Origin of the sequence: Actinomadura sp. NTSP31 (assembly GCF_041951385.1) — a bacterium.
Lineage (GTDB): Bacteria > Actinomycetota > Actinomycetes > Streptosporangiales > Streptosporangiaceae > Spirillospora > Spirillospora napierensis.
The window spans coordinates 37384-64012 of sequence record NZ_JBGNUT010000035.1 but is presented as its reverse complement, the minus strand read 5'-3'; the positions used below and the strand labels follow the sequence as shown (position 1 = coordinate 64012).

At 74.8% G+C, this 26629-nt stretch carries 26 protein-coding genes, 1 pseudogene and 1 riboswitch; of the genes and pseudogenes, 14 read left to right on the top strand and 13 right to left on the bottom strand.

All coding sequences use genetic code 11. The annotated features are described in order from the left end of the window. Positions 1-30: 30 nt before the first annotated feature. The gene (gene yvcK, locus ACA514_RS40470) at positions 31-1011 is read left to right on the top strand and encodes a uridine diphosphate-N-acetylglucosamine-binding protein YvcK (RefSeq protein WP_375046611.1); all 981 of its coding nucleotides are present in this window, start codon (positions 31-33) and stop codon (positions 1009-1011) included. A 60-nt stretch (positions 1012-1071) separates the two neighbouring features. After that, positions 1072-2052 carry a DNA-binding protein WhiA gene (whiA, locus tag ACA514_RS40465; RefSeq protein WP_375046610.1) on the top strand — a complete coding sequence of 327 codons (981 nt, stop codon included), beginning with the start codon at positions 1072-1074 and terminating at the stop codon, positions 2050-2052. Positions 2053-2246: 194 nt separating this feature from the next. On the opposite strand, the gene ACA514_RS40460 is transcribed toward whiA, so the two are convergent. The 3 genes from ACA514_RS40460 to ACA514_RS40450 are packed head-to-tail and all read right to left on the bottom strand — an operon-like array spanning position 2247 to position 5540. Then, positions 2247-3461: a hypothetical protein gene (locus ACA514_RS40460; protein WP_375046609.1), complete on the bottom strand. Its 1215-nt coding sequence runs from the start codon at positions 3459-3461 to the stop codon at positions 2247-2249. Next, positions 3451-4764 (bottom strand): hypothetical protein, encoded by a 1314-nt coding sequence (locus ACA514_RS40455; protein ID WP_375046608.1) that lies wholly within the window; start codon positions 4762-4764, stop codon positions 3451-3453. Before ACA514_RS40455 ends, ACA514_RS40460 begins: the two co-directional genes overlap by 11 nt. Beyond that, positions 4761-5540, bottom strand: coding sequence for a hypothetical protein (locus ACA514_RS40450; protein ID WP_375046607.1), 780 nt, complete (start codon positions 5538-5540; stop codon positions 4761-4763). The genes ACA514_RS40455 and ACA514_RS40450 overlap by 4 nt, the downstream gene beginning before the upstream one ends. Before the next feature lie 206 nt (positions 5541-5746). On the opposite strand from ACA514_RS40450, the gene gap reads away from it, so the two are divergent. From gap to ACA514_RS40425, 5 genes are all read left to right on the top strand, one after another. Beyond that, positions 5747-6754, top strand: coding sequence for a type I glyceraldehyde-3-phosphate dehydrogenase (gene gap, locus ACA514_RS40445; RefSeq protein WP_375046606.1), 1008 nt, complete (start codon positions 5747-5749; stop codon positions 6752-6754). Positions 6755-6898: 144 nt separating this feature from the next. Next, positions 6899-8086, top strand: coding sequence for a phosphoglycerate kinase (locus ACA514_RS40440; protein WP_375046605.1), 1188 nt, complete (start codon positions 6899-6901; stop codon positions 8084-8086). A gap of 3 nt (positions 8087-8089) precedes the next feature. Continuing rightward, positions 8090-8899, top strand: a complete 810-nt coding sequence (gene tpiA, locus ACA514_RS40435; protein ID WP_375046604.1) for a triose-phosphate isomerase — start codon at positions 8090-8092, stop codon at positions 8897-8899. A gap of 163 nt (positions 8900-9062) precedes the next feature. Continuing rightward, on the top strand, positions 9063-9305 hold the full coding sequence (secG, locus tag ACA514_RS40430; protein ID WP_151542679.1) for a preprotein translocase subunit SecG: 243 nt from the start codon (positions 9063-9065) through the stop codon (positions 9303-9305). 82 nt (positions 9306-9387) lie between these two features. After that, a complete protein-coding gene (locus ACA514_RS40425) occupies positions 9388-9762 on the top strand; it encodes an RNA polymerase-binding protein RbpA (protein WP_190856304.1) in 375 nt (124 codons plus the stop codon). Between the two features lie 105 nt (positions 9763-9867). Here the strand turns inward: ACA514_RS40425 and ACA514_RS40420 are convergent, their stop codons facing one another. Beyond that, entirely contained in the window at positions 9868-11544 is a 1677-nt protein-coding gene (locus tag ACA514_RS40420) for a substrate-binding and VWA domain-containing protein (protein ID WP_375046603.1), read from the bottom strand. Between the two features lie 222 nt (positions 11545-11766). Here ACA514_RS40420 and ACA514_RS40415 point away from each other — a divergent pair, with 222 nt between their 5' ends. The 3 genes and pseudogenes from ACA514_RS40415 to glyA all read left to right on the top strand — a co-directional run bounded on the left by ACA514_RS40415 (position 11767) and on the right by glyA (position 14720). After that, positions 11767-12258, top strand: a complete 492-nt coding sequence (locus ACA514_RS40415; RefSeq protein WP_375046602.1) for an Lrp/AsnC family transcriptional regulator — start codon at positions 11767-11769, stop codon at positions 12256-12258. Positions 12259-12367: 109 nt separating this feature from the next. Next, positions 12368-13186 (top strand): annotated as a pseudogene (locus ACA514_RS40410) (DMT family transporter); the annotation flags it as partial. 126 nt (positions 13187-13312) lie between these two features. Further along, positions 13313-13392: riboswitch (ZMP/ZTP riboswitch) on the top strand. Between the two features lie 56 nt (positions 13393-13448). After that, positions 13449-14720, top strand: coding sequence for a serine hydroxymethyltransferase (glyA, locus tag ACA514_RS40405; RefSeq protein WP_375046601.1), 1272 nt, complete (start codon positions 13449-13451; stop codon positions 14718-14720). Here glyA and ACA514_RS40400 read toward each other — a convergent pair. After that, a complete protein-coding gene (locus ACA514_RS40400) occupies positions 14687-15529 on the bottom strand; it encodes a class I SAM-dependent methyltransferase (protein WP_375046600.1) in 843 nt (280 codons plus the stop codon). The genes glyA and ACA514_RS40400 overlap by 34 nt on opposite strands. Next, on the bottom strand, positions 15513-16580 hold the full coding sequence (locus ACA514_RS40395) for a GNAT family N-acetyltransferase (RefSeq protein WP_375046599.1): 1068 nt from the start codon (positions 16578-16580) through the stop codon (positions 15513-15515). Before ACA514_RS40395 ends, ACA514_RS40400 begins: the two co-directional genes overlap by 17 nt. A 183-nt stretch (positions 16581-16763) precedes the next feature. Here ACA514_RS40395 and ACA514_RS40390 point away from each other — a divergent pair, with 183 nt between their 5' ends. Genes ACA514_RS40390 through ACA514_RS40380 form a run of 3 tightly spaced genes read left to right on the top strand, consistent with a single transcriptional unit; the run spans position 16764 to position 18960 of the window. After that, positions 16764-16889 carry a hypothetical protein gene (locus tag ACA514_RS40390; RefSeq protein ID WP_375046598.1) on the top strand — a complete coding sequence of 42 codons (126 nt, stop codon included), beginning with the start codon at positions 16764-16766 and terminating at the stop codon, positions 16887-16889. After that, positions 16886-17473, top strand: a complete 588-nt coding sequence (locus ACA514_RS40385; RefSeq protein WP_375046597.1) for a GNAT family N-acetyltransferase — start codon at positions 16886-16888, stop codon at positions 17471-17473. The genes ACA514_RS40390 and ACA514_RS40385 overlap by 4 nt, the downstream gene beginning before the upstream one ends. Positions 17474-17523: 50 nt before the next feature. After that, positions 17524-18960, top strand: coding sequence for an NAD(P)/FAD-dependent oxidoreductase (locus ACA514_RS40380; protein WP_375046596.1), 1437 nt, complete (start codon positions 17524-17526; stop codon positions 18958-18960). Positions 18961-18963: 3 nt separating this feature from the next. Here the strand turns inward: ACA514_RS40380 and ACA514_RS40375 are convergent, their stop codons facing one another. From ACA514_RS40375 to ACA514_RS40365, 3 genes are all read right to left on the bottom strand, one after another. Next, on the bottom strand, positions 18964-19746 hold the full coding sequence (locus tag ACA514_RS40375; RefSeq protein ID WP_375046595.1) for an isocitrate lyase/phosphoenolpyruvate mutase family protein: 783 nt from the start codon (positions 19744-19746) through the stop codon (positions 18964-18966). Beyond that, positions 19743-20588, bottom strand: a complete 846-nt coding sequence (locus ACA514_RS40370) for a cytochrome P450 (RefSeq protein ID WP_375046594.1) — start codon at positions 20586-20588, stop codon at positions 19743-19745. The genes ACA514_RS40375 and ACA514_RS40370 overlap by 4 nt, the downstream gene beginning before the upstream one ends. Positions 20589-20707: 119 nt before the next feature. After that, entirely contained in the window at positions 20708-21439 is a 732-nt protein-coding gene (locus ACA514_RS40365) for an aspartate/glutamate racemase family protein (RefSeq protein WP_375046593.1), read from the bottom strand. A gap of 98 nt (positions 21440-21537) precedes the next feature. Between ACA514_RS40365 and ACA514_RS40360 the strand changes: the two genes are divergently transcribed. Further along, positions 21538-22092 (top strand): helix-turn-helix domain-containing protein, encoded by a 555-nt coding sequence (locus tag ACA514_RS40360; RefSeq protein ID WP_375046592.1) that lies wholly within the window; start codon positions 21538-21540, stop codon positions 22090-22092. 63 nt (positions 22093-22155) lie between these two features. On the opposite strand, the gene ACA514_RS40355 is transcribed toward ACA514_RS40360, so the two are convergent. Genes ACA514_RS40355 through ACA514_RS40340 form a run of 4 tightly spaced genes read right to left on the bottom strand, consistent with a single transcriptional unit; the run spans position 22156 to position 26424 of the window. Next, on the bottom strand, positions 22156-23559 hold the full coding sequence (locus ACA514_RS40355; RefSeq protein ID WP_375046591.1) for an MmgE/PrpD family protein: 1404 nt from the start codon (positions 23557-23559) through the stop codon (positions 22156-22158). Next, positions 23556-24374: a cyclase family protein gene (locus tag ACA514_RS40350; RefSeq protein ID WP_375046590.1), complete on the bottom strand. Its 819-nt coding sequence runs from the start codon at positions 24372-24374 to the stop codon at positions 23556-23558. The genes ACA514_RS40355 and ACA514_RS40350 overlap by 4 nt, the downstream gene beginning before the upstream one ends. Beyond that, positions 24371-25240 carry an HpcH/HpaI aldolase/citrate lyase family protein gene (locus ACA514_RS40345; RefSeq protein WP_375046589.1) on the bottom strand — a complete coding sequence of 290 codons (870 nt, stop codon included), beginning with the start codon at positions 25238-25240 and terminating at the stop codon, positions 24371-24373. The genes ACA514_RS40350 and ACA514_RS40345 overlap by 4 nt, the downstream gene beginning before the upstream one ends. Continuing rightward, positions 25237-26424: a CaiB/BaiF CoA transferase family protein gene (locus ACA514_RS40340; protein ID WP_375046588.1), complete on the bottom strand. Its 1188-nt coding sequence runs from the start codon at positions 26422-26424 to the stop codon at positions 25237-25239. Before ACA514_RS40340 ends, ACA514_RS40345 begins: the two co-directional genes overlap by 4 nt. Positions 26425-26629: the final 205 nt, after the last annotated feature.

The following is a 26629-nucleotide window of genomic DNA, read 5'->3' as shown; positions in this document are numbered from 1 at the left end:
GGGTCCCGGACGGAGAGAGAAACGAACCCGGTGAAGCCTCCCGGCCCGAAGGTCGTCGCGCTCGGCGGCGGCCACGGTCTGTACGCCTCGCTGTCGGCGCTGCGGCGCGTCACCGACCGGCTCACCGCCGTCGTCACCGTCGCCGACGACGGCGGCTCCAGCGGCCGGCTCCGCCGCGAGCTCGGCGTGCTGCCGCCCGGCGACCTGCGGATGGCGCTCGCCGCGCTGTGCGGCGACGACGAGTGGGGCCAGACCTGGCGGGACGTCGTCCAGCACCGGTTCCGCAGCGAGGGCGACCTGCAGGGGCACGCGGTCGGCAACCTGCTGATCGTCGCGCTGTGGGAGCTGTTCGGCGACGGCGCGGGCCCAGGCGGCCCCGGCCCCGGCTCGACCGTCGCGGGGCTCGACTGGGTCGGCCGGCTGCTCGGCGCGCACGGCCGCGTCCTGCCGATGGCGGCCGTCCCGATGGACATCGTCGCCGAGGTGCGCGGCGCCGACCCGGCCCGCCCCGACGAGATCACCCACGTCAAGGGGCAGGTCGCGTGCGCGAGCACGCCCGGGTCCGTGCTCGGCGTCTCGCTCGTCCCGGCCGACCCGCCCGCCTGCCCGGAGGCGCTCGCCGCCGTCGAGGACGCCGACTGGGTCGTGTTCGGCCCCGGGTCCTGGTTCACCAGCGTCCTGCCGCACCTGAAGGTCCCCGCGCTCGCCCGCGCGCTCACCTCCACGCGCGCCCGCCGCGCCGTCGCGCTGAACCTCGCCCCGCAGCCCGGCGAGACCGACGACTTCTCCCCGCAGACCCATCTCGAGGTCCTCCAGGCGCACGCCCCCGACCTGCGGGTCGACGTCGTCCTCGCCGACGCCGGCGTGGTCGACGATCCGGACGCGCTCGACAAGGCCGTCCAGCGGCTCGGCGGCCGGCTCGTGCTCGAGCGGGTCGCCGCCGACGACGGCTCGCCGCGTCATGAACCCGCCCGCCTGGCCCAAGCCTTCGTACAGATATTCAGTGACTGACGACCCGGCGGGCCGCGATCGGCCAGACTGCTGGAAGTCCGATAGGGGGAGGGTTCATCTATGGCGATGACCGGTCTGGTCAAGGACGAGCTGAGCAGGCTCACGGTCATGAAGCCGTGCTGCCGAAAGGCGGAGGTCTCGACGCTGCTGCGCTTCGCGGGGGGTCTGCACCTGGTCGGCGGGCGCATCGTGATCGAGGCGGAGATCGACACCAACGTGGCGGCGCGGCGCCTCATCAAGGACATCTCGGAGGTGTTCGGGCACACCTCCGAGGTCGTCGTGCTCGCGCCCAGCGGCCTGCGCAAGGGCAACCGCTACGTCGTCCGCGTGTTCCGGGACGGCGAGTCCCTGGCCCGCCAGACCGGCCTCATCGACAACAACGGGCGCCCCGTCCGCGGCCTGCCCCGGCACGTCGTCGCCGGTGCCGCCTGCGACGCCGAGTCCGCCTGGCGCGGCGCGTTCCTCGCGCACGGCTCGCTCACCGAGCCCGGCCGGTCGATGTCGCTGGAGGTGACCTGCCCCGGCCCCGAGGCCGCGCTCGCCCTCGTCGGCGCCGCCCGCCGGCTGAAGATCCACGCCAAGGCCCGCGAGGTCCGCGGCGTCGACCGCGTCGTCGTCCGCGACGGCGACGCCATCAGCGCCCTGCTCACCCGGCTCGGCGCGCACGGCGCCGTCATGGCCTGGGAGGAGCGCCGGATGCGCCGCGAGGTCCGCGCCACCGCCAACCGGCTCGCCAACTTCGACGACGCCAACCTGCGCCGCTCCGCCCGCGCCGCGGTCGCCGCCGGCGCCCGGGTCGCCCGCGCCCTGGAGATCCTCGGCGACGACGCCCCCGACCACCTCGTCAACGCCGGCCGGCTCCGCCTCGAGCACAAGCAGGCCTCCCTGGAGGAGCTCGGCCAGCTCGCCGACCCGCCCCTCACCAAGGACGCCATCGCCGGCCGTATAAGGCGTCTGCTCGCCATGGCCGACAAGCGCGCCGGCGACCAGGGCATCCCCGGCACCGAGGCCAACCTCACGGCGGACATGCTGGCGCCGTAACCGACCGGGGCAGCGGATGCGGCGGAGCGCGCCGTCGGGGGCCGCCTCGAAGACGAGGGCGCGACGGGAGAACGCCGCCTCGACGCGGACGCCGCCGTCCGGCTGACTGCGTGTGGTGAAGAGCTGGTGAACGTCCGGCGGCGAAACCGAACGGAGGCTGTCCGGTGTCGGCCGTACGCAGCCGATGTCGGCGTTCAGTTTTTGCGGAGGTCGCCTCTGAGGACGCGGTGGATCAGGTCGTCGCGGAGCTGGCCGTAGCCGGTCTCGGCCCAGACGCTGCGGGCCGGGTCGGCCTCGAAGTAGGGGACGTCCCGGCCGTCGCGGCGGTCCATGAGCATGTCGGGGGTCTCGCGGGCGCGTGCCGCGCGGGCGCAGGCGCGGCAGGCGTGCACGTGGAGGCGGCGGCGGGAGCCGAGCGGCCGCCAGTCCAGCTCGACGGGGCCGTCGCCGTGCAGCGGGTTGAAGAAGCACAGCGGGCTCGGCGGCACCTCGGGCTTCCCCTCGGCGAGCGCATGGGCCGAGGCGAGGGCGTCGCGTCCCTGGTCGAGCAGGACGAGGACCCCGGCGAGGTCGGGGATGCCCCGCGCCGCGTCCAGGGTCTTCGCCGCGGCCTGGTAGGCGTCGAGGGCGCGCGTCATGAGGGCGCCGGCGCGCTCGCCACCGGGCGCCGTCGAGCCGTCCAGCAGCTCGCCGAAGGCGATGACCTCGTGGGACGCCTGCTCGCGCAGCTGGTCCTCGCTCGCCTTGCCGGCGGTGGCGAACACGGTGCGCGGCAGGAGCAGGCCGTCGCCGGCCTGGCGGCGGACGGCGGCCATGCGGCGCCGCCGCCACAGCAGGACGCCCGCGACGGCGGCGACCGCGACGCCGGCGCCGCCCGCGGCGAGCGGAAGCGCGAGGTCGGTGCCGCCGTCCTTCTTCGCCGCCTTGGGCGCCGACGACTTCAGATGCGCCTGGTAGTTGCGGTCGATCTCCGCGGACTCCTGCTTGTAGGCCTTCGTGGCGGTGCCCGAGACGATCAGGTCGGTGAAGCGGGTGAGCCGCGCCGCGAGGGACGCGCCGTCCAGCGAGTCGTCCCAGTTGACGGCCCACGCGGCGTCGTCCGCGGCGTGGTCGCCGCCCCACTCGTGCCCCATCAGCTCGTCGGTGGACTCGTGGAAGGTGACGAAGATCCCGTCCCGGCCCAGGCGGCTGTGCACGACCGTCGCGAGCTGCTTGTCGTCGTTCCAGGTGCCGCCCTGGACGAGCGGGACCAGCACGATGTAGGTCGGCGCCGGCATCTTCTTCAGCCGGGCCGCGAGGCGACGCCGGTCCGCGGCGGGCAGCGCCGACGCGTACGACGGGTCGACGTAGATGGGGGAGCGGCGCAGCGCGGCGGCGATCCGCGCGCCGGGGGAGGGCTTACTCGACACCGAGGTACTCCATCACGCGTTTGACGAGGTCGTTTCCGCGGGACCCCCACGCCGCGTCCCGCCACACGCCGGGGATCGCGTAGTGGGGCGCGAGGCCGTCCGGGCCCTGGACGCGCAGGACCCGGTCCGCGATCTCCTTGCCGGGCGCGCCGAAGCAGGCCGCGCACACCGGCTGCCGGCGGGGCTTGCCGCGGTCGGGGTCGCCGGGCAGCGGGACGGTCTTGCGGCGGGTGGAGTCGCCGTGCAGCGGGTTCACGAGGCACGGCGGCGGAGGGGCGGTCATCTGCCCGGCGAGGGCGCGCCGTCCCTGCCGGGCCAGGACGATCACGCCGACGAGGTCGAGGGCGCGGCCGGGGTCCTCCTCGACGTCGTCGTGGAGGATCTGCGCGGCGTCGAAGGCGGCGAGGGCGAAGGCCCGGCCGCGGTTGCCGGACGCGTCGGGCAGCCGGTCGCGCAGCCGGTCCAGCTCGGCGGACGCGGTGCGCCGCAGCCACCGGTCCGAGGGCTTGGCCGGCGCGCCGGGGTGCGCCTCGGCCTGCGCCGCCGGTCCCGCGACGGCGGCCCGGGACCCGCCGCGGCGGAACCAGCGGCGGCCGGCGGCGGCCGAGCCGATCCCGGCCCAGTACAGCGCGACCGCCGACAGCGGGCCGGCGAGGAGGAACCCGCGCAGGAAGTGGCTCTTGACCGCGGGCTCGTCCGGCGTCAGCGGATGATCGTCCTCCTGCCCGAAGGGGACCGGGGGGCTGAGGAGCGCGGGGGACGACGTGGGCGGTGCGGCGGGCGCGGCGGCCCAGGTGTTCACGCGCTTGATCAGCCGGTCTGCGAGGCCGTCGAACGGGCGGTGGATGTCGGGCGGCTCGTAGTCGGGGAGGTCGTCCTGCGCCACCACGTCCAGGTCGATGTCGCGCGGCACGTTCCAGCCCTGGCCGAGCATGTAGCCGTCCTCGCCCACCATCAGGTAGAGGCCGTCGCGGTGCGTGACACCGTGCAGCGCGGACAGGAAGGCGTCGTCCTTGCCCTGCGACTCCGAGTCGGTCGGGTTGGGGGCCACCACGACCAGGATCGGGACCGTGACGCGCCTGGCGGCGGCCCGGATCGCCGTGTCGACGCGGGCGCGGTCGGCGGCGCCGAGCGCGACGTCCACATCCGGGTCGACGAAGAGCGGGTCCTTGGCGAGCGCGGCGGCCACGCGGTCGAGGCGGTGGCCGGAGTAGCGCGGGTCGGGAGCGGCCGAGGCGGGGGCGGGCCACATCGCGAGGGCCGCCGCCGTGACGCCGAGGACGGCCGGCGCGGCGCGCCTCATCGCTTCCCTCCCTGCCCGGCGGGCCGCTTCGGCTGCTTGCGGACCGGCTGCTTGCGGACCGTTTTCCTTCCGGCGGCCGGCCGCCGCCTGCCGCGGCGTATCCGGCGTCCCACCAGCAGACCCAGGACGATCAGCCCGCCGAGCCCGGCGCCGGCACCGAACGCGGTGTTGTTCCTGACGGCGGCCCGGTGGTTGCCGCGGTCGTAGGCGTCCAGCTCCCGCCGGGTCGCGGACTCGGGCCGGGGCGACGGGTGGCGGGCCCGCTCCTCGGCGTGGCCGGAGAGGGCGATCTCCACGAACCGGCCGAGGACGCTCAGCAGGCCCGACTCGTAGGGCAGCTCCGACGTGGCGGCCTGGTAGGCGTGCTCGACGTCGATCCGCCGCGCCCCGCCGAACTGCTGCACCTCGCCGAGGGCGCCGCTGGGATCGACGACGAGGTAGACGCCGTCCTTGCCGAGCCGGTCGTGCAGCACGGGCACCAGGGACTCCAGGTCGGACGGGGCCTCGGTGCCGTCGTCCCGGACGCGGGAGGGCAGCGTCACCACGACGTAGGTCGGGACGCCGAGCCGGCCGACCAGCGCTTTGATCTTCCCGGCCGTCCCGGGGGGCAGCCGCCGGGGCACCTGGTCGGTGACGTAGACGGGATCGCGCTTCAGCTGGGCCGTGATGGAGGCGATGCGCGTCTGCGGGGCGGGCGGCTCCGCGGCCGACGCCGTTGCCGTCGGGCAGCAGGCGATCAAACCCCCGATGACTAGGACGAACCACCCGCGCCGCATGGCGGGAGTCTAGTGAAGATCGTCAAATCGGGCGGCGCCGGCGCCTCCCCCGGCCGGGGGAGGGGGCGTCACCCGCGAATCCACCGCCGCCGGTGTCGGGCTACCCGCGGGTCATTGGATAGGGTCGAGAGCGGGGGAGACCCCGGGAGACCGCAGTTGACAGCCTGGTGCCACCGGGCGACACGACGTACGAGGAGAGCCGTTCCGTGACCATCCGAGTAGGCATCAACGGGTTCGGCCGGATCGGCCGCAACTTCTACCGCGCCGTCAAGGCCAGCGGAGCCGACATCGAGATCGTGGCGGTCAACGACCTGACCGACAACGCCACGCTCGCCCAGCTGCTCAAGTACGACAGCATCCTCGGCCGCTTCCCCGAGGACGTGCGCGCCACCGCCGACGAGATCGTCGTCGGCGGCAAGTCGATCAAGGCGTTCGAGGAGCGCGACCCCGCGAACCTCAAGTGGAGCGACGTCGGCGCCGACATCGTCGTCGAGTCCACCGGCTTCTTCACCGACGCCACCAAGGCCAAGGTGCACGCCGACAACGGCGCCAAGAAGGTCATCATCTCGGCCCCGGCCAAGAACGAGGACCTCACCGTCGTCCTCGGCGTCAACGAGGACAAGTACGACCCGGCGAACCACACGGTGATCTCCAACGCCTCCTGCACCACCAACTGCCTGGCCCCGCTGGCGAAGGTCCTGCACGACAACTTCGTCATCGAGAAGGGCCTGATGACGACGATCCACGCCTACACGCAGGACCAGAACCTCCAGGACGCGCCGCACAAGGACCTGCGCCGCGCCCGCGCCGCCGCGCTGAACGTGGTGCCGACCTCCACCGGCGCCGCCAAGGCCATCGGCCTGGTGCTGCCGGAGCTGAACGGCAAGCTGGACGGCTACGCGCTGCGCGTCCCGGTGCCGACCGGCTCGGCCACCGACCTCACCGCGACCCTGTCGCGCGAGGTCACCGCCGAGGAGGTCAACGAGGCGTTCAAGAAGGCCGCCGAGGAGGGCGCGCTCAAGGGCTACCTCACCTACACCGAGGACCCGATCGTCTCCAGCGACATCGTCACCGACCCGTCGTCGTGCATCTTCGACTCCGGGCTGACCAAGGTCATCGGCGACCAGGTCAAGGTCGTCGGCTGGTACGACAACGAGTGGGGCTACTCCAACCGCCTCGTCGACCTCGTGAAGCTCGTCGGCTCGCAGCTCTGAATCCCGACGAAGTCGGCACGGGGGGTGTGGGGGGTCGTCCCCCCTCGGGTAGTACCGCCCCAGGACTGGAAGTCCCGTTCCCGCCGTGGCCGCGCCCCGCCCGCGCCCACACCGGGGCCGTATCCGGAAGGAATCCGCATCCCGATGCGCACCATTGACGATCTGGACGTCGCCGGGCGGAAGGTGCTGGTCCGCGCGGACCTGAACGTCCCGCTGCAGGACGGCCGGATCACCGACGACGGCCGGATCCGGGCCAGCCTGCCCACGATCGAGACGCTGCGCGACAAGGGCGCGAAGGTGGTCGTCTGCGCCCACCTCGGCCGCCCGAAGGGCGAGGTGAAGTCCGAGTTCTCACTCGGCCCGGTGGCGATCCGGCTCGGCGAGCTGCTCGGCGTCCGGGTGGTGTTCGCCGACGACGTCACCGGCGCGTCCGCCCACGCGGCCGTCTCCGGGCTCGGCGACGGCGATGTCGCGCTGCTGGAGAACCTGCGCTTCGAGCCGGGCGAGACCAGCAAGGACGACGCCGAGCGCGGCGCGTTCGCCGACAAGCTCGCCGCCCTCGCCGACGTCTACGTCGGCGACGGGTTCGGCGCGGTGCACCGCAAGCACGCCTCCGTCTACGACGTGCCGAAGCGGCTCCCGCACGCGGCGGGCGACCTGATCGCCACCGAGGTGTCGGTGCTGGAGAAGCTCACCGAGCAGGTCGAGCGGCCCTACGCGGTCGTGCTCGGCGGCTCCAAGGTCTCCGACAAGCTCGGCGTGATCGACAACCTGCTCGGCAAGGCCGACCGCATCCTGATCGGCGGCGGCATGGTCTTCACCTTCCTCAAGGCGCAGGGCCACGAGGTCGGCGAGAGCCTGCTGGAGGAGGACCAGCTCGGCACCGTCCGCGAGTACCTGCGGCGCGCCGAGGAGAGCGGCGTGGAGTTCGTGCTCCCGGTGGACGTTGTCGCCGCGACCGCGTTCGCCGCGGACGCCGACCACGAGGTCGTCGCGGCCGACGCGATCCCCGCCGACCGGCTCGGCCTGGACATCGGCCCCGAGTCCGGCAAGCTGTTCGCCGCGCGCCTGGCCGGCGCGAGGACGGTGTTCTGGAACGGCCCGATGGGCGTGTTCGAGATGGAGCCGTACGCGCACGGCACCCGCGCCGTCGCGCAGGGCCTGATCGACTCCGGCGCGTTCACCGTGGTCGGCGGCGGCGACTCCGCCGCGGCCGTCCGGCGGCTCGGCTTCGACGAGGGCGCCTTCTCGCACATCTCGACCGGCGGCGGCGCCAGCCTCGAATACCTCGAGGGCAAGGCGCTGCCCGGCCTGCAAGCACTGGAGGACTGACCGATGGCCCCCGCGAGCCCTTCCGGAAAGCAGACCGGCCGCAAGCCGCTGATGGCCGGCAACTGGAAGATGAACAAGAACCACCTGGACGCGATCCTGCTCGTCCAGAAGATGGCGTTCGCGCTGAAGGAGCCCGACTTCGAGGCCGTCGACGTCGTCGTGTGCCCGCCGTTCACCGACCTGCGGTCGGTGCAGACGGTGATCGAGGCCGACCGGTACGCCATCCAGTACGGCGCGCAGGACGTCTCGCAGCACGCCTCCGGCGCCTACACCGGCGAGATCGCCGCGTCCATGCTGGCGAAGCTGGGCTGCTCCTACGTGATCGTGGGGCACTCCGAGCGGCGCGAGTACCACGGCGAGGACGACGCGCTCGTCAACGCCAAGGCCAAGGCGGTGCTGGGCGCCGAGATGATCCCGATCATCTGCATCGGCGAGGGCCTCGAGGTGCGCAAGGCCGGCGGGCACGTCGCGCACTGCCTGTCGCAGCTGGACGGCGCGCTGGAGAAGATCCCCGCCGAGCAGGTGCGGCGCAGCGTGATCGCCTACGAGCCGGTCTGGGCGATCGGCACCGGCGAGGTCGCCACGCCGCAGGACGCGCAGGAGGTCTGCGCCGCGATCCGGACCCGGCTCGCCGAGCTGTACGACGGCGGGCTCGCCGACCAGGTGCGCGTCCTGTACGGCGGCTCGGTGAAGGGCGACAACATCGCCAAGCTGATGGCGCAGGACGACGTGGACGGCGCGTTGGTCGGTGGTGCCAGCCTCGACCCGGGCGAATTCGTCAAGATCTGCCGGTACCGGGAGCTCCCGGCCTGATCACATCTGATCAATTCCGCGTGACATGGGGGTTCTTGCCGAACCAGGCGGTTGTTCGTCGTACCCTTCGTACTGCACGGGTAAACCGCCCGGCTCGATCCTCCGTCCCTACAGACGAGGCCCCGTCTCCCGCGGGGCCTGCCAGAGAAGGCGCTGAAGAACTGTGATCATCGCATCGTCCATCGTGCTCATCGTCACGAGTCTGCTGATGGTGGTCCTCGTCCTGATGCACAAGGGCAAGGGCGGGGGACTGTCCGACATGTTCGGCGGCGGCATCTCGTCGTCGCTCGGCGGCTCGTCGGTGGTGGAGCGCAACCTGGACCGGCTGACGATCGGCGTCGGGGTGGTCTGGTTCGCCTCGATCATCGTGCTCGGGCTGCTGTTCAAGCACAAGGGCGTCGGCTGAGCCGCCCGTCCAACACGTTCGAATGCCGTGCCGTCCTCGGAGGTCCCCTGGCGGCGGCGGCGCACAAAGCGAGGAGTAGTCCGTGGGTAGTGGCAACGCGATTCGGGGCAGCCGCGTCGGGGCCGGTCCAATGGGGGAGGCGGAGCGCGGCGACGCCGCCCCCCGCGTCTGGGTGACCTTCTACTGCGCCAACCGGCACGAGACGCGCCCCAGTTTCGCGACGGACGTCGCGGTCCCCGAGACGTGGGACTGCCCGCGCTGCGGGTTCCCGGCCGGTCAGGACGCGGAGAACCCGCCGGCACCGCCGAAGACCGAGCCCTACAAGACGCATCTGGCGTACGTGAAGGAGCGGCGCAGCGACGAGGACGGCGAGGCCATCCTCGAGGAGGCGCTCGCCAAGCTGCGCGAGAAGCGGGCCGCCGTCAAGAGGGCCCTGGAGGCCGCGGGCCGGAGCTGACGCTCCGTCCGCACGGCGACGGCCGCGCACCGGTGTTCCCGGCCCGGTCCCCGCACGGGGATCGGGCCTTCGCCGTCTCCGGGCTCGGTGGGGCCGTCCCGCGGCTCAGCAGGAGGGCGCGCAGAGGCGGCGGGCGGTGGCCTCGCCGAAGATCCGCATGATGTCCTGCGGGACGCGGGCGGTGTAGACGCTGCCGCCGGTGGCGCCGGCGAGCCGCCGCAGTTCGGCGGTGTCGACGTCCGGGCCGAAGCCGATGACGATGATCTGCACCGGGCGGGTCGCCTCCCGCCCGGCGCGCAGCGCGGCGACCGTGCGGTCCAGGGAGGGGCCGCCGGGGTCGTCGTTGCGGCCGTCGGTGAACAGCAGCACCGTGTTGACCATCTCCGGCCGGTAGGTGCGGCGCATGTACCGGACGGCGGCGAGCACGGTGTCGTACAGGCCGGTCGCGCCGTCCGGTTCCGGGCGCAGCGCCGCCAGCGTGCTGAGGATGCGCTGCCGGCGGGTGACCGAGCCGATCCGCCCGCCGAGCGGGCCCATCGGGACGGTCCGCCGCCAGTCCCGGTCGCCGTCCAGCCGCGTGGAGAAGATCCACTGGCCGAGTTCGGTGTCGTCGGGCTGCAGCCCGAGGCCCTCCTGGGAGGCCTGCGCGATCGCCTGCAGCCGGGTCAGCCGGGTGCCGGGCACCGGCCGCGCCATCGATCCGGAGACGTCGATCACCGACAGCATCCGGGAGCCGAGCGTCAGCCGCGCCCATTCCTGCGCCGTGCGCCGGACCAGGCCGGGGTCGGGGTCGGCGAGGACGGCGGGCCTGGCCGCGGCCAGGCCGGGCGTGCGGCCGAACGCGGCCGGCGCCCGCCCGGCGGGGTCGCGAAAGCCCGCCGCGCGGAGGCGCTCGCGGGCGGTTCCGCCGCGCAGCGTCCGCTCGAACAGCCGCGCGCCGGGACGGTCGGCGAGGATCGCGACCGGATAGTCCAGGGACAGGGTCCCGTCGCGCGGGTAGACGGCCTGGACGGGCTCCGACGGCTCGCGCCGGTCGTGCTCCCACACGGCCTGCTCCGGGACGGCCAGGACGGGCTCGGGCCGCGCCGAGGCCCCGGTGAGCGCGCCGAGCGCCCGGGCCGCGTCCGGTGCGGTGCTCTCTCGCACCGACCGCGCGAACGCCGCGAACGCCGCGTCGCCGTCGCGTGCCCGCGCGACCAGCAGCGCGGCGAGCCCGGCGCCGGTCCGGGCCGGGTCGGCCAGGACGAGCCCGACCGCCCGGGAGCTCCGCTCGCCGGGTTCCGCCGCGCTCAGCAGGTCCTTCCACGAGCCGGGCGTCCGGGCGGCCCGCGCAGCCGGGACCGCGGCGACGAGGGGCGAGCGGGCCAGCGGCCCGCCCGCCACACGCGGCGGCTTCGCCAGCAGCCGCAGCCACAGAGACGAGTCCGGCACCCAGACGTCCGGGCGGCGCACGCCCGAGCCCTGGGGGATCTGCCCGGACAGCAGCGCCGTGACCCCCGCCGGGCCGGCCGCGCGCACGGTGACCCGCACGCATTTCCCGCCCTCGCGGTGGTCGGCGCCGTTGAAGTCGCCGGCCACCGCGGACACGGCGGGCGCCAGTTCCGGGGCGACGGCCGCGTCGAGGGTCGTCACGCCGCCGGAGCACGACGTGATCGCCGACAGCGCGTACACCGACGTGCCGAGCACCGCCGCGATCGCCATGCACACGACCGCCACGGTCCGGCGCCCGCGCCGTGTCCGCCGCCGCGCGCGCCGTCCCGTCTCCCGATGCGCCCCGCTCACGATGACCTCGACTCCCCGTTCGGCGGTCGGCCCCGCCGGTCCGTGTGAGCCGCCAATTGTCGGCGCCCTGCCGTCCCGCGGGCATCGGTGAAATCACCAGCCTCCGCAGTCCCCTTTTGGTCTGAGGGGAGGTGGCCGAATATTCTTCGGAGAGCTGCCGGTTCCGGCGCATGTCCGGGTGCGGGAGTTCGGGACGCGGCGGCGAGGTCGGGAGGGGGACCCATGGACGCGGTCGACCAGGCGATCCTGCGGCGGTTGCAGCGGGACGGGCGGCAGACCAACCGGGAACTGGCCGAGGCGGTGGGGATCGCCCCGTCGACGGCTCTGGAGCGGACGCGGGCGCTGCGCTCGCGCGGGATCGTCACCGGTTTCCACGCGGCGGTCGACTTCGAGCGGCTCGGCCGCGGCGTGCAGGCGCTGATCTCGATCCGGATCCGGCCGCAGTCGCGGGAGGCGATCGAGTCGGCGCGCGACAGCATGGCCGCCATGCCCGAGTCCGTCGCCGTCTTCGTCGTGACGGGGAACGAGGACCTCCTCGTCCATGTGGCGGTGCCCAGCACCACATATCTGCGCGACTTCGTGCTCGACCGGCTGGCCCGCCGCAAGGAGTACGTGGACGTCCGCACCACCGTGGTGTACGACTACGTCCAGCCGAGGGAGCAGGGCGAACTTCCGTCGGCCGAGCGGCGCGACGGGCGAACGCCGTACGCCTGAGGCGATGTTCGGCGAGCCCGAACCGAAGGATTGCCGGAGCGGTGCCCTGTGGTCGAACGAATGACGGCTTGCAGCGCGAAGTTCCGCATTCCTGCCTAGCTTCGGCGGCATGGACCGACGAAACATCCCGTCCGGTGCGCTGCTGGTGCTGGCTGCCGGCGTCCTGTGGGGAACGGTGGGGCCGGCGCAGGTGCTGGCCGGTTCCGCGGCGAGCCCGGTGGCGATCGGCGGCGCGCGGATCTTCTCCGGCGGGCTCGTCCTCGCCGTGCTGGTGCTCGCGAAGGACCGGAAGGCGTTCCGGGCACTGCCGCGGCGCGCCTGGCCGCCGCTGGCCGCCGCGTCCGTCGCCACCGGCGTCTTCCAGGCGTCGTTCTTCAGCGCGGTCGACCGGACGGGCGCCGCGGTGGCGACCGCCGTCGTGTTCGGGCTCGCGCCCGTCTCGACCGGGTTGTGCGATCGGCTGGTGCTGCGGGCGCGGCTGGGCCGGCGGTGGTGGTGGGGCACGGCCTGCGCGGTCGGCGGCGTCGCGCTGCTGATGGCGCCGGGGCCGGGCGTCCACGCCGACCCGCCCGGGGTGGCGCTCAGCCTGGTCGCCGGGACCTGCTTCGGCGTCTACACGGTGTCGGCGAAGATGCTGACCGGCCACGGCTCGTTGAGGAACAGCGAGGCGGGCATGGCGGCGGCGGTGTCGGTGACGCTGCTGGCGGGCGGGTCGGTGCTGCTGCCCTGGACGCTCGCGGACCTGCCGGCGCTCGCGGCGCCGCGGTCGGCGGTCCTGGTGGCGTGGCTCGGGATCGCGGCGACCGCCGCCGCGTACATGTTCTTCGTCGGCGGCCTGTACCGGGTCAGCGCGGCGACGGCCGGGACGCTCAGTCTCGCGGAGCCGCTGGTGGCGGCGGTGCTGGCCGTCGCGGTCCTCGGGGAACGGCTGTCCGTGCAGGGTGCGGCCGGGGCGCTGCTGCTGTTCGGCGGGCTGGCCGTGGTGTCGGTGCCCGCGCGGCCGCGGCGGGCGCGGACCCGGCGGGCGCGGGACGCGGCTCGCTATGATGGCGCGAACGCGACTGGCGCAGTCAAGGTGGAGTCGACCACCGGGGAGCGAAACTAGTCCGCACACCGCGCGCCTGGGTGTACGGGTCCCCTTGCCGGGGCGCCCGGAGCGCGTTCCGGCGCGAAGCAGCGCGGAGGTAGTCGTGCACGAGCCCGCCGTTCCCCATCTGCAGGCCGCGGACCCCGAGATCGCCGGACTGGTCGAGGCGGAGGCCCGCCGCCAGTTCGAGAAGATCCGGCTGATCGCCTCGGAGAACTACGTGTCGGCGGCGGTGCTGGAGGCCGCCGGCACCGTCCTGACCAACAAGTACTCGGAGGGCTACGCCGGCAAGCGGTACTACGAGGGCCAGCAGAACGTCGACCCGATCGAGCTGGCGGCGATCGGCCGGGCCAAGGAGCTGTTCGGCGTCGAGCACGCCAACGTCCAGCCGTACTCCGGCTCGCCCGCCAACCTCGCCGTCTACCTGGCGTTCCTGGACCCCGGCGACCCGGTGATGGGCCTGTCGCTGCCGATGGGCGGCCACCTGACGCACGGCTGGTCGGTGTCGGCGACCGGCAAGTGGTTCGCCCCCGTCCGGTACGAGGTGCGCGCCGACACCGGCCGCGTCGACATGGACGAGGTCCGCGACCTGGCGCTCAAGGAGCGGCCGAAGCTGATCTGGTGCGGCGGGACGGCGGTGCCCCGCACCATCGACTTCCCGGCGTTCGCGGAGATCGCCCGCGAGGTCGGGGCGGTGCTGGCCGCCGACATCGCGCACATCGCCGGCCTCGTCGCGGGCGGCGCGCACCCGTCCCCGGTGGGGCACGCCGACGTGATCACCACGACCACGCACAAGACGCTGCGCGGCCCGCGCGGCGCGATGGTGATGTCGACGGCCGAGCACGCCAAGGCGATCGACAAGGCGGTGTTCCCCGGCCTGCAGGGCGGCCCGCACAACCACACCACCGCCGCGATCGCCGTCGCGCTGAAGGAGGCGGCGGCGCCGGACTTCGCCCGCTACGCCCGCCAGGTCGTCGCGAACGCCAAGGCCCTCGCGGCGGCGCTGCTGGAGCGCGGCTACGACCTGATCTCCGGCGGCACCGACAACCACCTCATCCTGATCGACCTGACGAACAAGGGCGTCGCCGGCAAGCCCGCCGCGCAGGCCCTCGACCGCGCCGGGATCGAGCTGAACTACAACGCGGTCCCCTTCGACCCGCGCAAGCCGTTCGACCCGTCCGGGCTGCGGCTCGGCACCGGCGCGATCACCACCCGCGGGCTGGACGAGGCGCGGATGCCGCAGATCGCCGCCTGGATCGATGAGGTCGTGCGGGCCGCCGCCGGACAGGACGAGGCGGTGGCCGAGCGGGTCGCGGGCGAGGTCCGCGAGATGCTGGCCGGCTACCCGATGCCGGGCTGGGCGACCGCTCCCTGACCGGGCGGCGCCGGCCGGCGCGGCCGCAGCAGCGTGATCATGCGCCAGGCTTCGGGATCGGTGAGGGCCACGGCGTCCGCGCCGGTCCCGAAGTCGCCGTAGCGGGCGGCGACGTCCAGCCCCCCGGCGAGCCGGATCGCGGCGTCGAGCTCGGTCGCGGTCCAGAACCGGTAGGGGACGACGTCCTCGATGACGCGGGTCGCGCCGTCCGCCTCGATCGTCATCGTCACGTGGTCGTCGGCGATCTGGGTGACCGGGTCGAGCCGGTCGGTCGGCTCGCCCCACCGGACGGTCGCGTGCACCCGGTCGCGCTCGACCGTCCAGCCGGTGCTGACGCTCGGGTCGTCGGACAGCCGGTCGCGCGGGTGCGACATCTCGATCACGTACAGGCCGCCGGGCGCCAGGTGCGCGGCGACCCGGCGCAGGTGCGCGACGAACGCGTCCAGCGTCATCAGGTGGGACGTGGAGTCCAGCATGGTCAGCACGAGGTCGAACCGGCGGCCCAGGTCGAATGTCGTCATGTCGTCCTGGACGACCTCGACCGGAACCCCGGCGCGCCGGGCCTCGCGGGCCGCGTACGCGCACATCGCCGGGCTGAGGTCGAGCGCGGTCGCGCCGAGGCCCCGGCGGGCCAGCTCGCGGGCGTGCTCGGCGGGCCCGGCGGCCAGCTCCAGCGCCGTCCGGACGGGCCCGGCCGCGTCCGGGCGGTGCTCGGCGCACCAGCCGAGCAGCACGCCGGTCTCGGCGGCCACGTCGCGGAACGAGCAGGCCAGCTCGTAGGCCCAGGGGTCGTCATAGATGCCGGTCACCCCGCCATCCTGCCAGCGCGCCCGGGTCGGGGCGGCCGTCCGCGCGCAGCCTGATCTCCACGATGTGGGGCTCGTCGGTGCGCCGCGTCCGGCCGCCGAGCGAGGTCAGCAGCCGCCGCATCCGCGCGTTCTCGCTCAGCGCGGTCGCGCGCAGTTCCACCAGGCCGCGCTCGCGGGCCTGGGCCACCAGCAGCTCGGCGAGCGCCCGGCCGAGGCCGCGGCCCTGCCAGCCGTCCTCCACCAGGAACGCCAGTTCCGCGACGCCCGGGTCGATGACGTGGATCAGGTGCGCGAGGGCGAGCAGCGACCCGTCCGGGCCCTCGGCGACGAGGGTGAGGCCGCGCGCCGGGTCGCAGAACCCCTCGATCGCGCGCGGCGGCGGGTACGGCTTCGGGCTGAAGTACCGCATCCGGCGGCTGTCGAGGGAGCACCGCTCGTGCAGGGCGCGGACCGCATCGGCGTCGCGCGGCTCGATGGGCCGGACGGTCACGTGCGTGCCGTCGCGCAGCGGCACGCGGCGGGACGCCGGGCGCGGCGGCGCGGCGGGCAGCGCCGCGCGGACGAGCGCGTCGGCGCGCGCCGCCTCGGTCGTGGTGAACGGCAGGCCGTACCGCCGCAGCCGGACGGCGCGGCCGTGCCCCATCGGGACGGTCAGGACGCACGCGTCGTCGTCCGCGTCCTCGGCGGGCGGCGCCCATCCGGCCTCGTCCGCGCGCAGCAGTTCGGCGAGCACCTCCGGCACCGCGTGCGGCTCGGCGCGCAGCCGGGACGCCAGGACCAGCGCCCGCGTCGGCTCGTCCACCAGTTCGCGCGGCCGGGCCGGGCGGACGGCGGTCCGGGTGCCGCCGGCCGCGCCGAGCGTCTCGGCCAGATCCCGCGCGTCGGCGCCCCCGCCGGGGACGTCGACGAGGAACTCGTCCACCACGCCGCCGTCGTCCATCTGGACGGACAGGGCGAGGATGTTGGCGCCGCGGCCGGCCAGCGCGGCGGTCAGCAGGGCCAGCCGGCCCGGCCGGTCCTCGATCTCGGTGCGGATGCGGAGCAGCGGCATGGAACGTTCCCTTCCGGGGCCGGGGGGCTCGGTCGCGTGCGACCCGTGTCCGGTCGTGCTCGGTGCGGACGTGTCCAGGCTGGCGCAGCGCTGTTACGCCGGCGCTACGTCATCGTGAGCGCGCGGTTTCACATTCCGGACCGGGGCTTGAGGCGCCCGGCGCGACGGCCTAGCGTGCGGTAAGTGATCGACCCCGTGACCGGTGAGCGCGTCAACGACCAACGCCGGGCCGGGCCGTTCGCGGCCCGCCCGCCCCTGCCGTCGCCCGGCTCGCTCGAGCCGGCCCACGAGAAACGGGCCCCCGGATGAGCGACACGCTGCGGACGACGCGGCTCGCCCTGCACCCGATCGGGATGCGCGACCGCCACGCGCTGCTGAGGCACTGGACGGGCCCGGTCGTCCGCCGGCACCTGTTCGACGGCGCGTCGATCTCGCCCGTGCAGGTCACCGAGATCATCGAGACCAGCGAGCGGGACTTCGCCACCGAGGGCTACGGGCTGTGGGCGCTGCGGCCGCTGCCGCGCGGGTGGCGGGCGGCCGAGCCGGGGCCGGGCGCGCCGCTGATCGGGGTGGCCGGGCTGCGCGGCCACGAGGGCCCGTTCGACCGGGGGGTGGACGTGGAGATCCTCTACAGCCTGGAGCCGGACCGGTGGGGGCAGGGGCTGGCCGCCGAGGCGTCCCGCGCCGTGCTGGACTACGCGTTCGGGGTGGTCGGGCTGCGCCGCGTCACCGCCGAGATCGACCCGGGCAGCGCGGTGTCCGCCGAGGTCGCCGCGAGCCTGGGGATGCGGCCCTGGCGCAGCGGGGCGGACGGACCCGACGGCGCCGCCTACTATGCCGCCGACCGTTCCGGCTGGCTCGGATCCCGTCGTGGAATCGACGCCGTCCCCTAGAATCCGTCGCCCACTACCGGACCGACTGCCGGATACAGCAGTATGGGCGCATGAGCTCCTCGTCCGGGCGGGTGCCGCTGGCGCCCGGTTTCGCCAACGGCGGCGTCTCCCACTGGTACCGGGGGACCGGCCGCCCCGAACCGGGGCCCCGCCTGCCCGGCCCGCGCGCCGCCGACGTCTGCGTCGTCGGCGCCGGCTACACCGGCCTCTGGACGGCCTACTACCTCAAGCGCGCCCGTCCCGATCTGCGCGTCGTCGTGCTGGAGCGCGAGTTCGCCGGGTTCGGCGCGTCCGGCCGCAACGGCGGCTGGGTGCTCGGCGAGATCGCCGGGTCGCGGGAGCGCTACGCCGCCCGGCACGGCCGGTTCGCGGCGGTCGCGCTGCAGCACGCGATGTTCGACGCGGTCGACGAGGTCGTCCAGGTGGCCGCCGGCGAGGGCATCGACGCCGACCTGGTCAAGAGCGGGGTGCTGCACGTCGCGCGCAACCCCGCCCAGCGCGCCCGGCTCGCCGCGATGGTCGCCGAGTCGCGCGACTGGGGCTGGACGGAGGAGGACCTGGTCCCGCTGCCCGCCGCCGAGCGCGACGAGCGGCTGCGCGTCGAGGGCGCGACCGGCGCCGCGTGGAGCCCGCACTGCGCCCGCGTGCAGCCGGCCAAGCTCGTCCAGGGGCTGGCGGCGGCCGTCCGCGGCCTCGGCGTCGACGTCTACGAGCGGACCCCGGTGGTGCGGATCAACCCGCGCCGCGGCGCCGTCCCGGCCGCCGCCGTCACCCCGTACGGCACGGTCACCGCCGACTACGTGCTGCGCGCGACCGAGGGGTTCACCGCCGGGGTCGGCGGCCACCACCGCGACTGGCTGCCGATGAACAGCTCGATGATCGTCACGACGCCGCTGCCGGCCGCGGTGTGGGACGCGATCGGCTGGCGGCGCCGCGAGCTGTTCGGCGACCTCGCCCACTACTACATGTACGCGCAGCGGACCGCCGACGACCGCATCGCGTTCGGCGGCCGGGGCAGGCCGTACCGCTACGGCTCCCGGGTGGACGACGGCGGCCGGACGCAGCCCGCGACCGTCGCCGCGCTGTGGTCGATGCTGGCCGCGATGTTCCCGGCCGCCGCCGAGCACGGACGCGTCGCGCACGCCTGGTCGGGCGTCCTCGGCGTGCCCCGCGACTGGTGCTCGACCGTCGTGGTCGACCACGCCGCCGGGCTCGGGTACGCGGGCGGCTACACCGGCCACGGCGTCGCCACAGCGAACCTCGCGGGCCGCACGCTGCGCGATCTCGTCCTCCGCGAGGACACCGAGCTGACCGCGCTGCCGTGGGTGGACCGGCGCGTCCGCCGCTGGGAGCCCGAGCCGCTGCGCTGGCTCGGCGTCCACGCGATGTACGCGCTGTACCGGGCGGCGGACGCCCGCGAGTCCGCGACGGCGTCGGCGCGGACGTCCCCGCTCGCCCGCCTCGCCGACGCGATCACCGGCCACTGACGCCTAGCGCGAGACCAGGTCCTGGATGTCGCCGTAGGAGAACGCGGGGGCGTCCTCGCCGTGGCCGGTGACGTCCAGGGCGGCGGCGACCGCGGCCTGGAGCGCCTTGCGGAACAGCAGCGACCCCGTGCTCACCCGCCGGACGCCCAGCTCGGCGAGCCGCCCGACATCGGTCTTTCCTGGCATGAACAGCACGTTCACCGGCAGGTCGACGGCCTCGACGACGGCCCGGACGTCATCGTCGGCGGCGATGCCGGGGACGAAGACGCCGTCGGCGCCCGCCTCGGCGAACGCCCGCACCCTGCGGAGCGTCTCCTTCAGGTCGGGTTCGCCGTCCGCCAGCCAGAACGTGTCGGTGCGGGCGTTCAGGAACAGCTGCGGCGCGGCCCGCTTCACCGCCGCGATGGTCGTCGTCTGGTGGTCGAGCGGCGCGAGCGTCCCGTCCGCGCGCCCGTCCTCCAGGTTGACGCCGGCGATGCCGAACGAGGCCAGCTCGGTCGCGAGCTCGGCGACGTCGGCGACCCTGGTGGAGAAGCCGCCCTCGATGTCGACCGTGACCGGGACGGGCAGCCGCGACAGGTTCCGCGCCAGTGCGAGCGTCTCGTCGCGCGCGTCGCCGGTCGCGTCGGTCTTCCCGGCCGCCGCCGCGACGCCGAGGCTGGTCGTCCCGACCGCCGAGAACCCGGCCTTCACCAGCGCGGCGCCGGTCGCGAAGTCCCACGCGTTCGGCAGGAGCAGCGGCCGGTCGCCGCGGTGCAGGTCGTGGAACGTCTCCGGACGGGTCATCGGACCGCCTCCCGTTCGTTGAGGGCCTCGACCACGCCGGCCGTCAGCTGCACGGCGTGGTCCGCGCCGGGGCAGGGCCGCCGGCCGGCGCCGAAGGTCAGATGGGGAGGTTCCCTGCGCGCGGGGTCGAAACGGTCCGGTTCGGTGAACACCGCCGGGTCGCGGTTGGCCGCCCGCAGGTCGAGCGTCAGGGCCGTCCCTTCGGCGATGCGCCGCCCCTGGAAGCCGACCTCTTCGCGGGCGACGCGGCGCATGGCGGGGATGGGCGGGTCGAAGCGCAGGGTCTCGGCGATGACGGCCTCGATCGGGCACCCGCGCGCCTCGGGGCGCCGCGACAGCGGCAGCACCTTGCCGACGAGCGCGGCGGTCGCGTCGCACGCCTGCGTGAAGACGGCGATGCGGTTGGCGACCTCCTCGTCCGGCCCCGGTCCGAGCAGCCGGACCAAGGTCGCGACGGCGTCGTCCGAGCCGTCCCGTCCGGCCCCGGTGAGGTAGCCGGACGAGGCGGGCGGCACCGCGGCGGCCAGCGCGTCGAGGTCGGGGACGCCGAGCGCCTCGCCCAGGGCCGAGATCGGGGCCAGGCCGGGTTCCGCTCCGGCGAGCACGCGTTCGCGGGCGCGCCGCCGCAGGTCGGCCGCGTCCAGCTGGTCCAGCGCCTTCAGTACGACGCCCAGCCGCCGGTCGTGGTCGGGGCCTTCGCTGAACCGGCAGACGGCGCCGCGCAACCAGGCCAGCGAACCCCGCGGCGCGCCGCCCTCCACCACGGGGACGGCGAAGCGCTCTTCGGCGAGGACGGCGCCGACCTCGGCGTGCCGGGCGATGGTCAGATCTGTGTTCGCCATGCCCCCGAATCTAGGGCCGGCTCGCTTCGCCACCGGTCGAAACATCGGCCGCGCAGGGCGCTACCTGGACGAAGTTCGACCCGTTGTTCGCCGAGCTGGACGGGCGCTGGCCCGTCGGGTCAGGCGGTGACGGCCGGTCCGCCGCGCCAGGACGGCAGGGGAGCGCGCCCAGCCGCCGCCTCGAAGGCCGCGCGGGCGAGCAGCCGCGTCGAATCCAGCGTCGGCAGCGGCGACGCCTCGGGCGTGACCAGCAGCGGGATCTCGGTGCAGACCAGGGCGACGGCGTCGCAGCCGCGCGCGGCGAGCCGCTCGATGATCCGCACGTACTCGCGGCGCGACTCCTCGGTGACGACGCCGTTCACCAGCTCCGCGAAGATGATCTCGTGGACGCGGGCGCGGTCGGCGGCGTCCGGCACCACCGCCTCGATGCCGCGCGCGGCGAGTTCGCGGGGGTAGACGGGGCCGTCCATGGTGTAGCGGGTGCCGAGGACGCCGACGCGGCGCCGCCCGTCGCGGGCGGCGCGCCCGGCGACGACCTGGGCGATGTGCAGGCCGGGCAGCGCCAGGCCGTCGCCGGGCCGCTCCAGCGCCATGTGGGCGGTGTTGTCCGGGCAGGCGAAGAACGTCGCCCCGGCGGCGGCGAGCCGCCGGACGCTCTCGGCCAGGATCGCGCGGACCGCGTCGTGGTCGCCCGCGTCCCAGGCCGGCATGCTGCGGGCCAGCGCGATCAGGTCGAGCGTGACGTCGGGGTGGTCGTCGGGGCCCAGCTCGCGGAAGCCCTCCTGGCAGAAGGCGCGGAAGCACAGCGCGGCGCCCTCCGCGCTGTGGGCGAGGATCCCGAGATGCTCCATGCTCACTCCTGTCCGGTGTGGCGAACGACCGTCCAGTACAGTGAACGTCAGGCAGTCGCGTTCGTCAAACAGAACATCCGGACGTCTGGAGCGAACACATGGGGAATGCGGACCTGATCGCGCGGATCGCCGCCTCGATCCGCCGGGAGCGGGCGCGCGCCGGGATGTCCCAGACCGAGCTGGCGCGGCGCGCGGGCCTCGCCAAGTCGACGCTCTCCCAGCTGGAGGCGGGCACCGGGAACCCGAGCGTGGAGACGCTGTGGTCGCTCGGCGCGGCGCTCGACGTGCCGTTCAGCCGGCTGGTCGACCCGCCGCGGGCGGGCGTGCGGGTGGTCCGCGCGGGGGAAGGCCCCGCCACCCGCTCCGAGCAGGCGGAGTACGTGGCGACGCTGCTGGCGTCCTGCCCGCCGAACGCCCGCCGCGACGTCTACCGCGTCACGGCGGAACCGGACGACCCGCACCTGTCCGACCCGCACATGCCCGGCACCACCGAGCACGTGGTCCTGAGCACCGGCCGCGCGCTCGCGGGCCCGCAGGACGACCCCGTCGAACTGGCCCCGGGCGACTACGTCGCCTACCCCGGCGACGCCCCCCACGTCTTCCGCGCCCTCGCCCCCGGCACCACGGCGATCTTCGTCATGGAGCACACCTGACCGTCGACTCGCGGCGACCCGTCGTCAGGAGCGTGACGACCCGCCGCGGTGAACGTCGTTCGGTCAGCTGAGCAGCGCGGTGAGGGGGCCCAGGTCCTCGACGCCGGCGAGGCCGTAGGTCAGGTCGGTGATCTCGTCCGCCTGGTCGGGGGTGACGCGGCGGGTGGCGTTGAGGCGGAACTTGGTCGCCAGCTCCTCGGCCGACAGCGGGTTGCCGGGGCCGCCGCGGTTGGCGTCCACGCGCTCCTCCAGGACGGCCCCGTCGCGGGTCGTCACGCGCAGGACGGCCGGGAACTGGTGCGGGAAGATCTCGTCGCAGCGCGCGTCCGGCACGCACCGGACCTTCGCGGCGAGCGCGAGCCGGTCGGGGGACGCGGCGGCCTCGTTGGTGAAGTCCTCGTGGAAGACGCCGAGCCCGCCGCCGCCCAGCAGCGCCGCCGCGACCGTGTACGGGCCGGAGAACGCGGCGTGGTACCCCGACTTGGGCCGGACCTTGTCCTCGCGGGGCTCGCCGATCGTCCGCAGCACGGCGGTCGGCGCGCCCAGCTCGATGCTTTCGATGTCGGACGGGTCGAGCCCGCGCGCGCGGAGCCGCAGCGCGGCGTCGATGCCCGCGTGGGTGAAGTGGTTGCACGGGTACGGCTTGAAGAAGATCCCGGGCAGCTCCCAGTGCTCGCCGAGCCGGTCGGTGAGCGCGTCGAGGTCGACCTGGTCGCCGCACCAGGCCTGCAGGAACCCGAACCGTCCCTCGAACACGGTCGGCGGGCCGGTGATGCCCGTGCGGGCGAGGCCGGCGGCGGTGACGGCGGCGTGCGCGGCCCAGCCGCAGTGGATCCGCTTGACGGTGCCGCCCGTCCGGTTGGCCTCCAGGATTCCCGAGCCCATGCTGGCGGCGATGCCCATCGCGTGCGCGATCCCGCCCGCGTCCAGGCCGGACAGCATCGCGGCGGACGCGGCGGCGCCGACGGCGCCGCAGATGGCGGTGGCGTGCTGGCCGCGCTCGAAGAACACCGAGTTGCCCAGCTCGCGGTCGTATCCGGCCATGCCGAGCCGGACGGTGATCTCCACGCCGACGCCCACCGCGTCCAGCAGCGCCGCGCCGGTGGCGCCCCGCGCCTCGGCGACCGCGAGCGCCGCGGGCACGACCGACGCGGACGGGTGCAGCACCGACGGCAGATGCGTGTCGTCGAAGTCGAGCGAGTGGGCGAGGGTGCCGTTCAGCAGCGCGGCGCTGGGCTCGGGGAGCCGGGAACCGGTGCCGATCGCGGTGGCCCGTCCCGCGCCGCCCCACTCGGCGACCAGCTCCCCGACCGCGCGGGCCGGTGCCTCGCCGGTCGCGCCGAGGCTGTTGCCGAGGGCGTCCAGGACGCGGCGGGCGGCGTCGGCGCGCAGATCGGCCGGCAGCCCGTCCGCGCGCGCGGACGCGGCGAGCGCGGCGAGCCGCTGCACCGGGGTGGGGGCCGTCATGCCGACACCGCCGCGAGCGGGCGGACGGGGGAGCCGGTGCCGCCCTTGATCCGCAGCGGGGCGAGCAGGAACGCGAACTCGTGCAGTCCGGCCTCGGCGAGCGCCTCCAGGTTCAGGTGCTCCATGATGAAGATCCCCGACTCGACCAGCAGGATCCGGTGGACGGGCAGCACCGCGTGGCCCGCGCCCGCCGGGATCTGCTCGTAGGCGGTGGTGTCGGCGCCGGTCGCGACGATCCTCCGGTCGGCGAGCCAGCGGGCCGCGTCCGGCGTCGCGCCCGGCACGCCCGTCTCCTTGCCGAGGTAGGCGGTGGTGTCGCCGAAGTTGCGGGACCAGCCGGTGCGGACCAGCGCGACGTCGCCCTCGCCGGGCTCGGCGCCGGCCCGCTTCGCGGCCAGGTCCAGGTCCTCGGCGGTCACCCCGTAGCCGGGCGGCAGCGTGGCGACGCCGTGCACGGCGGCGACGTCCAGCAGCACGCCGCGGCGCAGCAGGCCGGGCAGGTTCTCGGCGCCGTGGCTGGTGAACGCCCCGCCGCGCTGCGCCTCGGCGGCGTCGATCCCGCCGTGCAGCTCGCCGTCGTGGCTGACGTGCGACAGCGCGTCGATGTGGGTGCCGACGTGGCCGCCGGTCACGATGATCTCGTTGGCGGCCGACCCGCCGTCCGGGCGCTCCATGTCGCCGTGCCGGCGGATCAGCGTCATCCGGAACCCGGGGTGGTTGGGGGAGCAGGGCATGCCGGTGAAGAACGGCTGGCCCAGCTCGATCAGCCGGACGCCGCGGGCGACCGCCGCGAGCAGCGGATCCTGGGTGGTCATGAAGGGGAGCCTTCCTTGTCTGGTGCGGTGCGGTGGGCGGACGCGGCGACGGCGAGGATCCAGGAGGCGCGCTCGACGACCGCCTTGTCCACGAACCGGCCGGCGGCGTCGATCCACGCGGCGGCGCCGGCCGTGCCGGCGCGCTCGGTGAGCTGGTCCATGAGGCCGCGCGCCCAGGCGACGTCGGCGGGGTCGGGAGCGCAGGCCTCGTGCACGACGGGGATCTGCGCGGGGTGGATCACCGAGCGGCCGAAGAACCCGGCCCGGTGCCCCGCGGCCGTGTCGGCGCGCAGGCCGTCCAGGTCGCGGACGGCCGTCCACACGCTCTGCGGCGGTGACGGCAGCCCGGCGGCGCGGGCGGCGACGACGACCCGCGAGCGCGGCCAGGCCAGCGCGTCGCCGCCGGACACCCGCAGGTCGGCCGACAGGTCCGCCTCGCCGAGCGAGATGCCGGCGACCAGGGGGTGCGCGGTGGCGATGGCCAGGGCGTTCTCCACGCCGAGCGCCGACTCCAGGACGGGGAACACCGGCACGCCGAGCGCGTCGGCGACGCGGCGCAGCACGCCGGGGTCCTCGCACTTGGGGATCCGCACCCCGGCGAGCGCGCCGGGCGTGGACGCCAGCAGCCCGATGTCGGCGTCGCCGTCGGGCGTGCCGGGCGCGTTGGTCCGGACGTAGGCGGGCCGGCCCTCGGCCAGGACGCGGGCGACGGTGCGGCGGGCCGTGTCCTTGGCGTCGGGGGCGACGGCGTCCTCCAGGTCGAGGATGACCGCGTCGGCGCCCGAGTCGAGGGCCTTGCCGATGCGGTCGGGACGGTCGCCGGGGACGTAGAGCCAGGTCCGGTGCGGATGCTCCGGTCCGGTCACTTCACCACCCCCTTGGCGCGCAGCTCGTCCAGCTCCGCTTCGCCTACCCCGTAGCGGCCGAGGATCTCGGCGGTGTGCGCGCCGAGCGGCGGCCCGGCGGAGTCGATGTGCCCCGGCGTCCGCGACAGCCGGAACAGCACGTTCTGCATCTTCACCGGGCCGAGCTCGTCGTCGGGGACGGTGGCGATGGTGCCGAGCGCCTCGAACTGCGGGTCGGTCATGACGTCGGCGGCGGTGTAGATCGGGGCGACGGCGGCCTCGGCCTCCTCGAACGCCCTCACGACCTCGTCGCGGTCGCGTCGCGCGATCCAGGAGCCGACGGCCTCGTCCAGCTCGTCGGCGTGCTCGGCGCGTTCGGCGCCGGTGGCGAACCACGGCTCGTCGATGTACTCGGGCCGGCCGACCAGCCGCATGACGCGCTCGGCGATCGACTGGGCGCTGGTGGAGATCGCGACCCAGCCGCCGTCGCGGGTCCGGTAGGTGTTGCGCGGCGCGTTGTTGTGCGAGCGGTTGCCGGTGCGGGCCTGCAGCTCGCCGAGCTGGTCGTAGGTGATGATCTGCGGGCCGAGCAGGGTGAGGATCGGCTCGATGATCGCCAGGTCGACGACCTGGCCCTCGCCGGTCGCCTCCCGCGCGCGCAGCGCGGTCATCACCGCGAACGCGGTGGTCAGCGCGGCGATCCCGTCGGCGAGGCCGAACGGCGGCAGGGTCGGCGGCCCGTCCGGCTCGCCGGTGATCGCGGCGAACCCGCTCATCGCCTCGGCGAGCGTGCCGAAGCCGGGCCGCCGGGAGTAGGGGCCGGTCTGCCCGAACCCGGTGACCCGCGCCAGCACCAGCCGCGGATTGATCCTCTTCAGCTCGTCGTAGCCGAGGCCCCAGCGCTCCAGCGTGCCGGGCCGGAAGTTCTCGATCACCACGTCGGCGTCGGCGGCGAGCCGGCGGAAGAGCTCCTGGCCCTCGGGGGAGCCGAGGTAGAGGGTGATCGCCTTCTTGTTGCGGCCGAGCATCTTCCACCACAGCCCGACGCCGTCGCGGCGGGCGCCGTGGCTGCGCACCGGGTCGCCCTTCGGGTGCTCGATCTTGACGACCTCGGCCCCGAAGTCGGCGAGCAGCGTCGCCGCCAGCGGCCCGGCGAACAGGGTGGCCGCGTCGAGCACGCGGACTCCGGACAGGGCGTCGGGCATGGGCGGTACCGCCTTCGGGTCTGGATGTTTCGCTAAGCGGAACGAATTGGGCTTCAGGGTGCCGCGCACTCACGGCGCCCGATGCCTTCAAGTTGGCACCGGCTGTCGAGTTTCGTCAAGTTTCACCTAGATATTGACCCGATCGTGTGAGGGGTGCCACGATGACGCATCAGTGGCCCGGCGTTCCTCTTAGCGGAACGATCTC

What these genes read in the sequence shown, in the direction of transcription:
- ACA514_RS40370 (WP_375046594.1), bottom strand. Translation starts at nt 20,588, where the DNA reads ATGGCGAACACAGATCTGACCATCGCCCGGCACGCCGAGGTCGGCGCC.
- ACA514_RS40440 (WP_375046605.1), top strand. Translation starts at nt 6,899, where the DNA reads ATGCGCACCATTGACGATCTGGACGTCGCCGGGCGGAAGGTGCTGGTC.
- tpiA (WP_375046604.1), top strand. Translation starts at nt 8,090, where the DNA reads ATGGCCCCCGCGAGCCCTTCCGGAAAGCAGACCGGCCGCAAGCCGCTG.
- ACA514_RS40395 (WP_375046599.1), bottom strand. Translation starts at nt 16,580, where the DNA reads ATGCCGCTGCTCCGCATCCGCACCGAGATCGAGGACCGGCCGGGCCGG.
- ACA514_RS40385 (WP_375046597.1), top strand. Translation starts at nt 16,886, where the DNA reads ATGAGCGACACGCTGCGGACGACGCGGCTCGCCCTGCACCCGATCGGG.
- ACA514_RS40455 (WP_375046608.1), bottom strand. Translation starts at nt 4,764, where the DNA reads ATGAGGCGCGCCGCGCCGGCCGTCCTCGGCGTCACGGCGGCGGCCCTC.
- ACA514_RS40355 (WP_375046591.1), bottom strand. Translation starts at nt 23,559, where the DNA reads ATGACGGCCCCCACCCCGGTGCAGCGGCTCGCCGCGCTCGCCGCGTCC.
- ACA514_RS40350 (WP_375046590.1), bottom strand. Translation starts at nt 24,374, where the DNA reads ATGACCACCCAGGATCCGCTGCTCGCGGCGGTCGCCCGCGGCGTCCGG.
- ACA514_RS40340 (WP_375046588.1), bottom strand. Translation starts at nt 26,424, where the DNA reads ATGCCCGACGCCCTGTCCGGAGTCCGCGTGCTCGACGCGGCCACCCTG.
- whiA (WP_375046610.1), top strand. Translation starts at nt 1,072, where the DNA reads ATGGCGATGACCGGTCTGGTCAAGGACGAGCTGAGCAGGCTCACGGTC.
- ACA514_RS40380 (WP_375046596.1), top strand. Translation starts at nt 17,524, where the DNA reads ATGAGCTCCTCGTCCGGGCGGGTGCCGCTGGCGCCCGGTTTCGCCAAC.
- ACA514_RS40365 (WP_375046593.1), bottom strand. Translation starts at nt 21,439, where the DNA reads ATGGAGCATCTCGGGATCCTCGCCCACAGCGCGGAGGGCGCCGCGCTG.
- ACA514_RS40360 (WP_375046592.1), top strand. Translation starts at nt 21,538, where the DNA reads ATGGGGAATGCGGACCTGATCGCGCGGATCGCCGCCTCGATCCGCCGG.
- ACA514_RS40415 (WP_375046602.1), top strand. Translation starts at nt 11,767, where the DNA reads ATGGACGCGGTCGACCAGGCGATCCTGCGGCGGTTGCAGCGGGACGGG.
- ACA514_RS40450 (WP_375046607.1), bottom strand. Translation starts at nt 5,540, where the DNA reads ATGCGGCGCGGGTGGTTCGTCCTAGTCATCGGGGGTTTGATCGCCTGC.
- ACA514_RS40375 (WP_375046595.1), bottom strand. Translation starts at nt 19,746, where the DNA reads ATGACCCGTCCGGAGACGTTCCACGACCTGCACCGCGGCGACCGGCCG.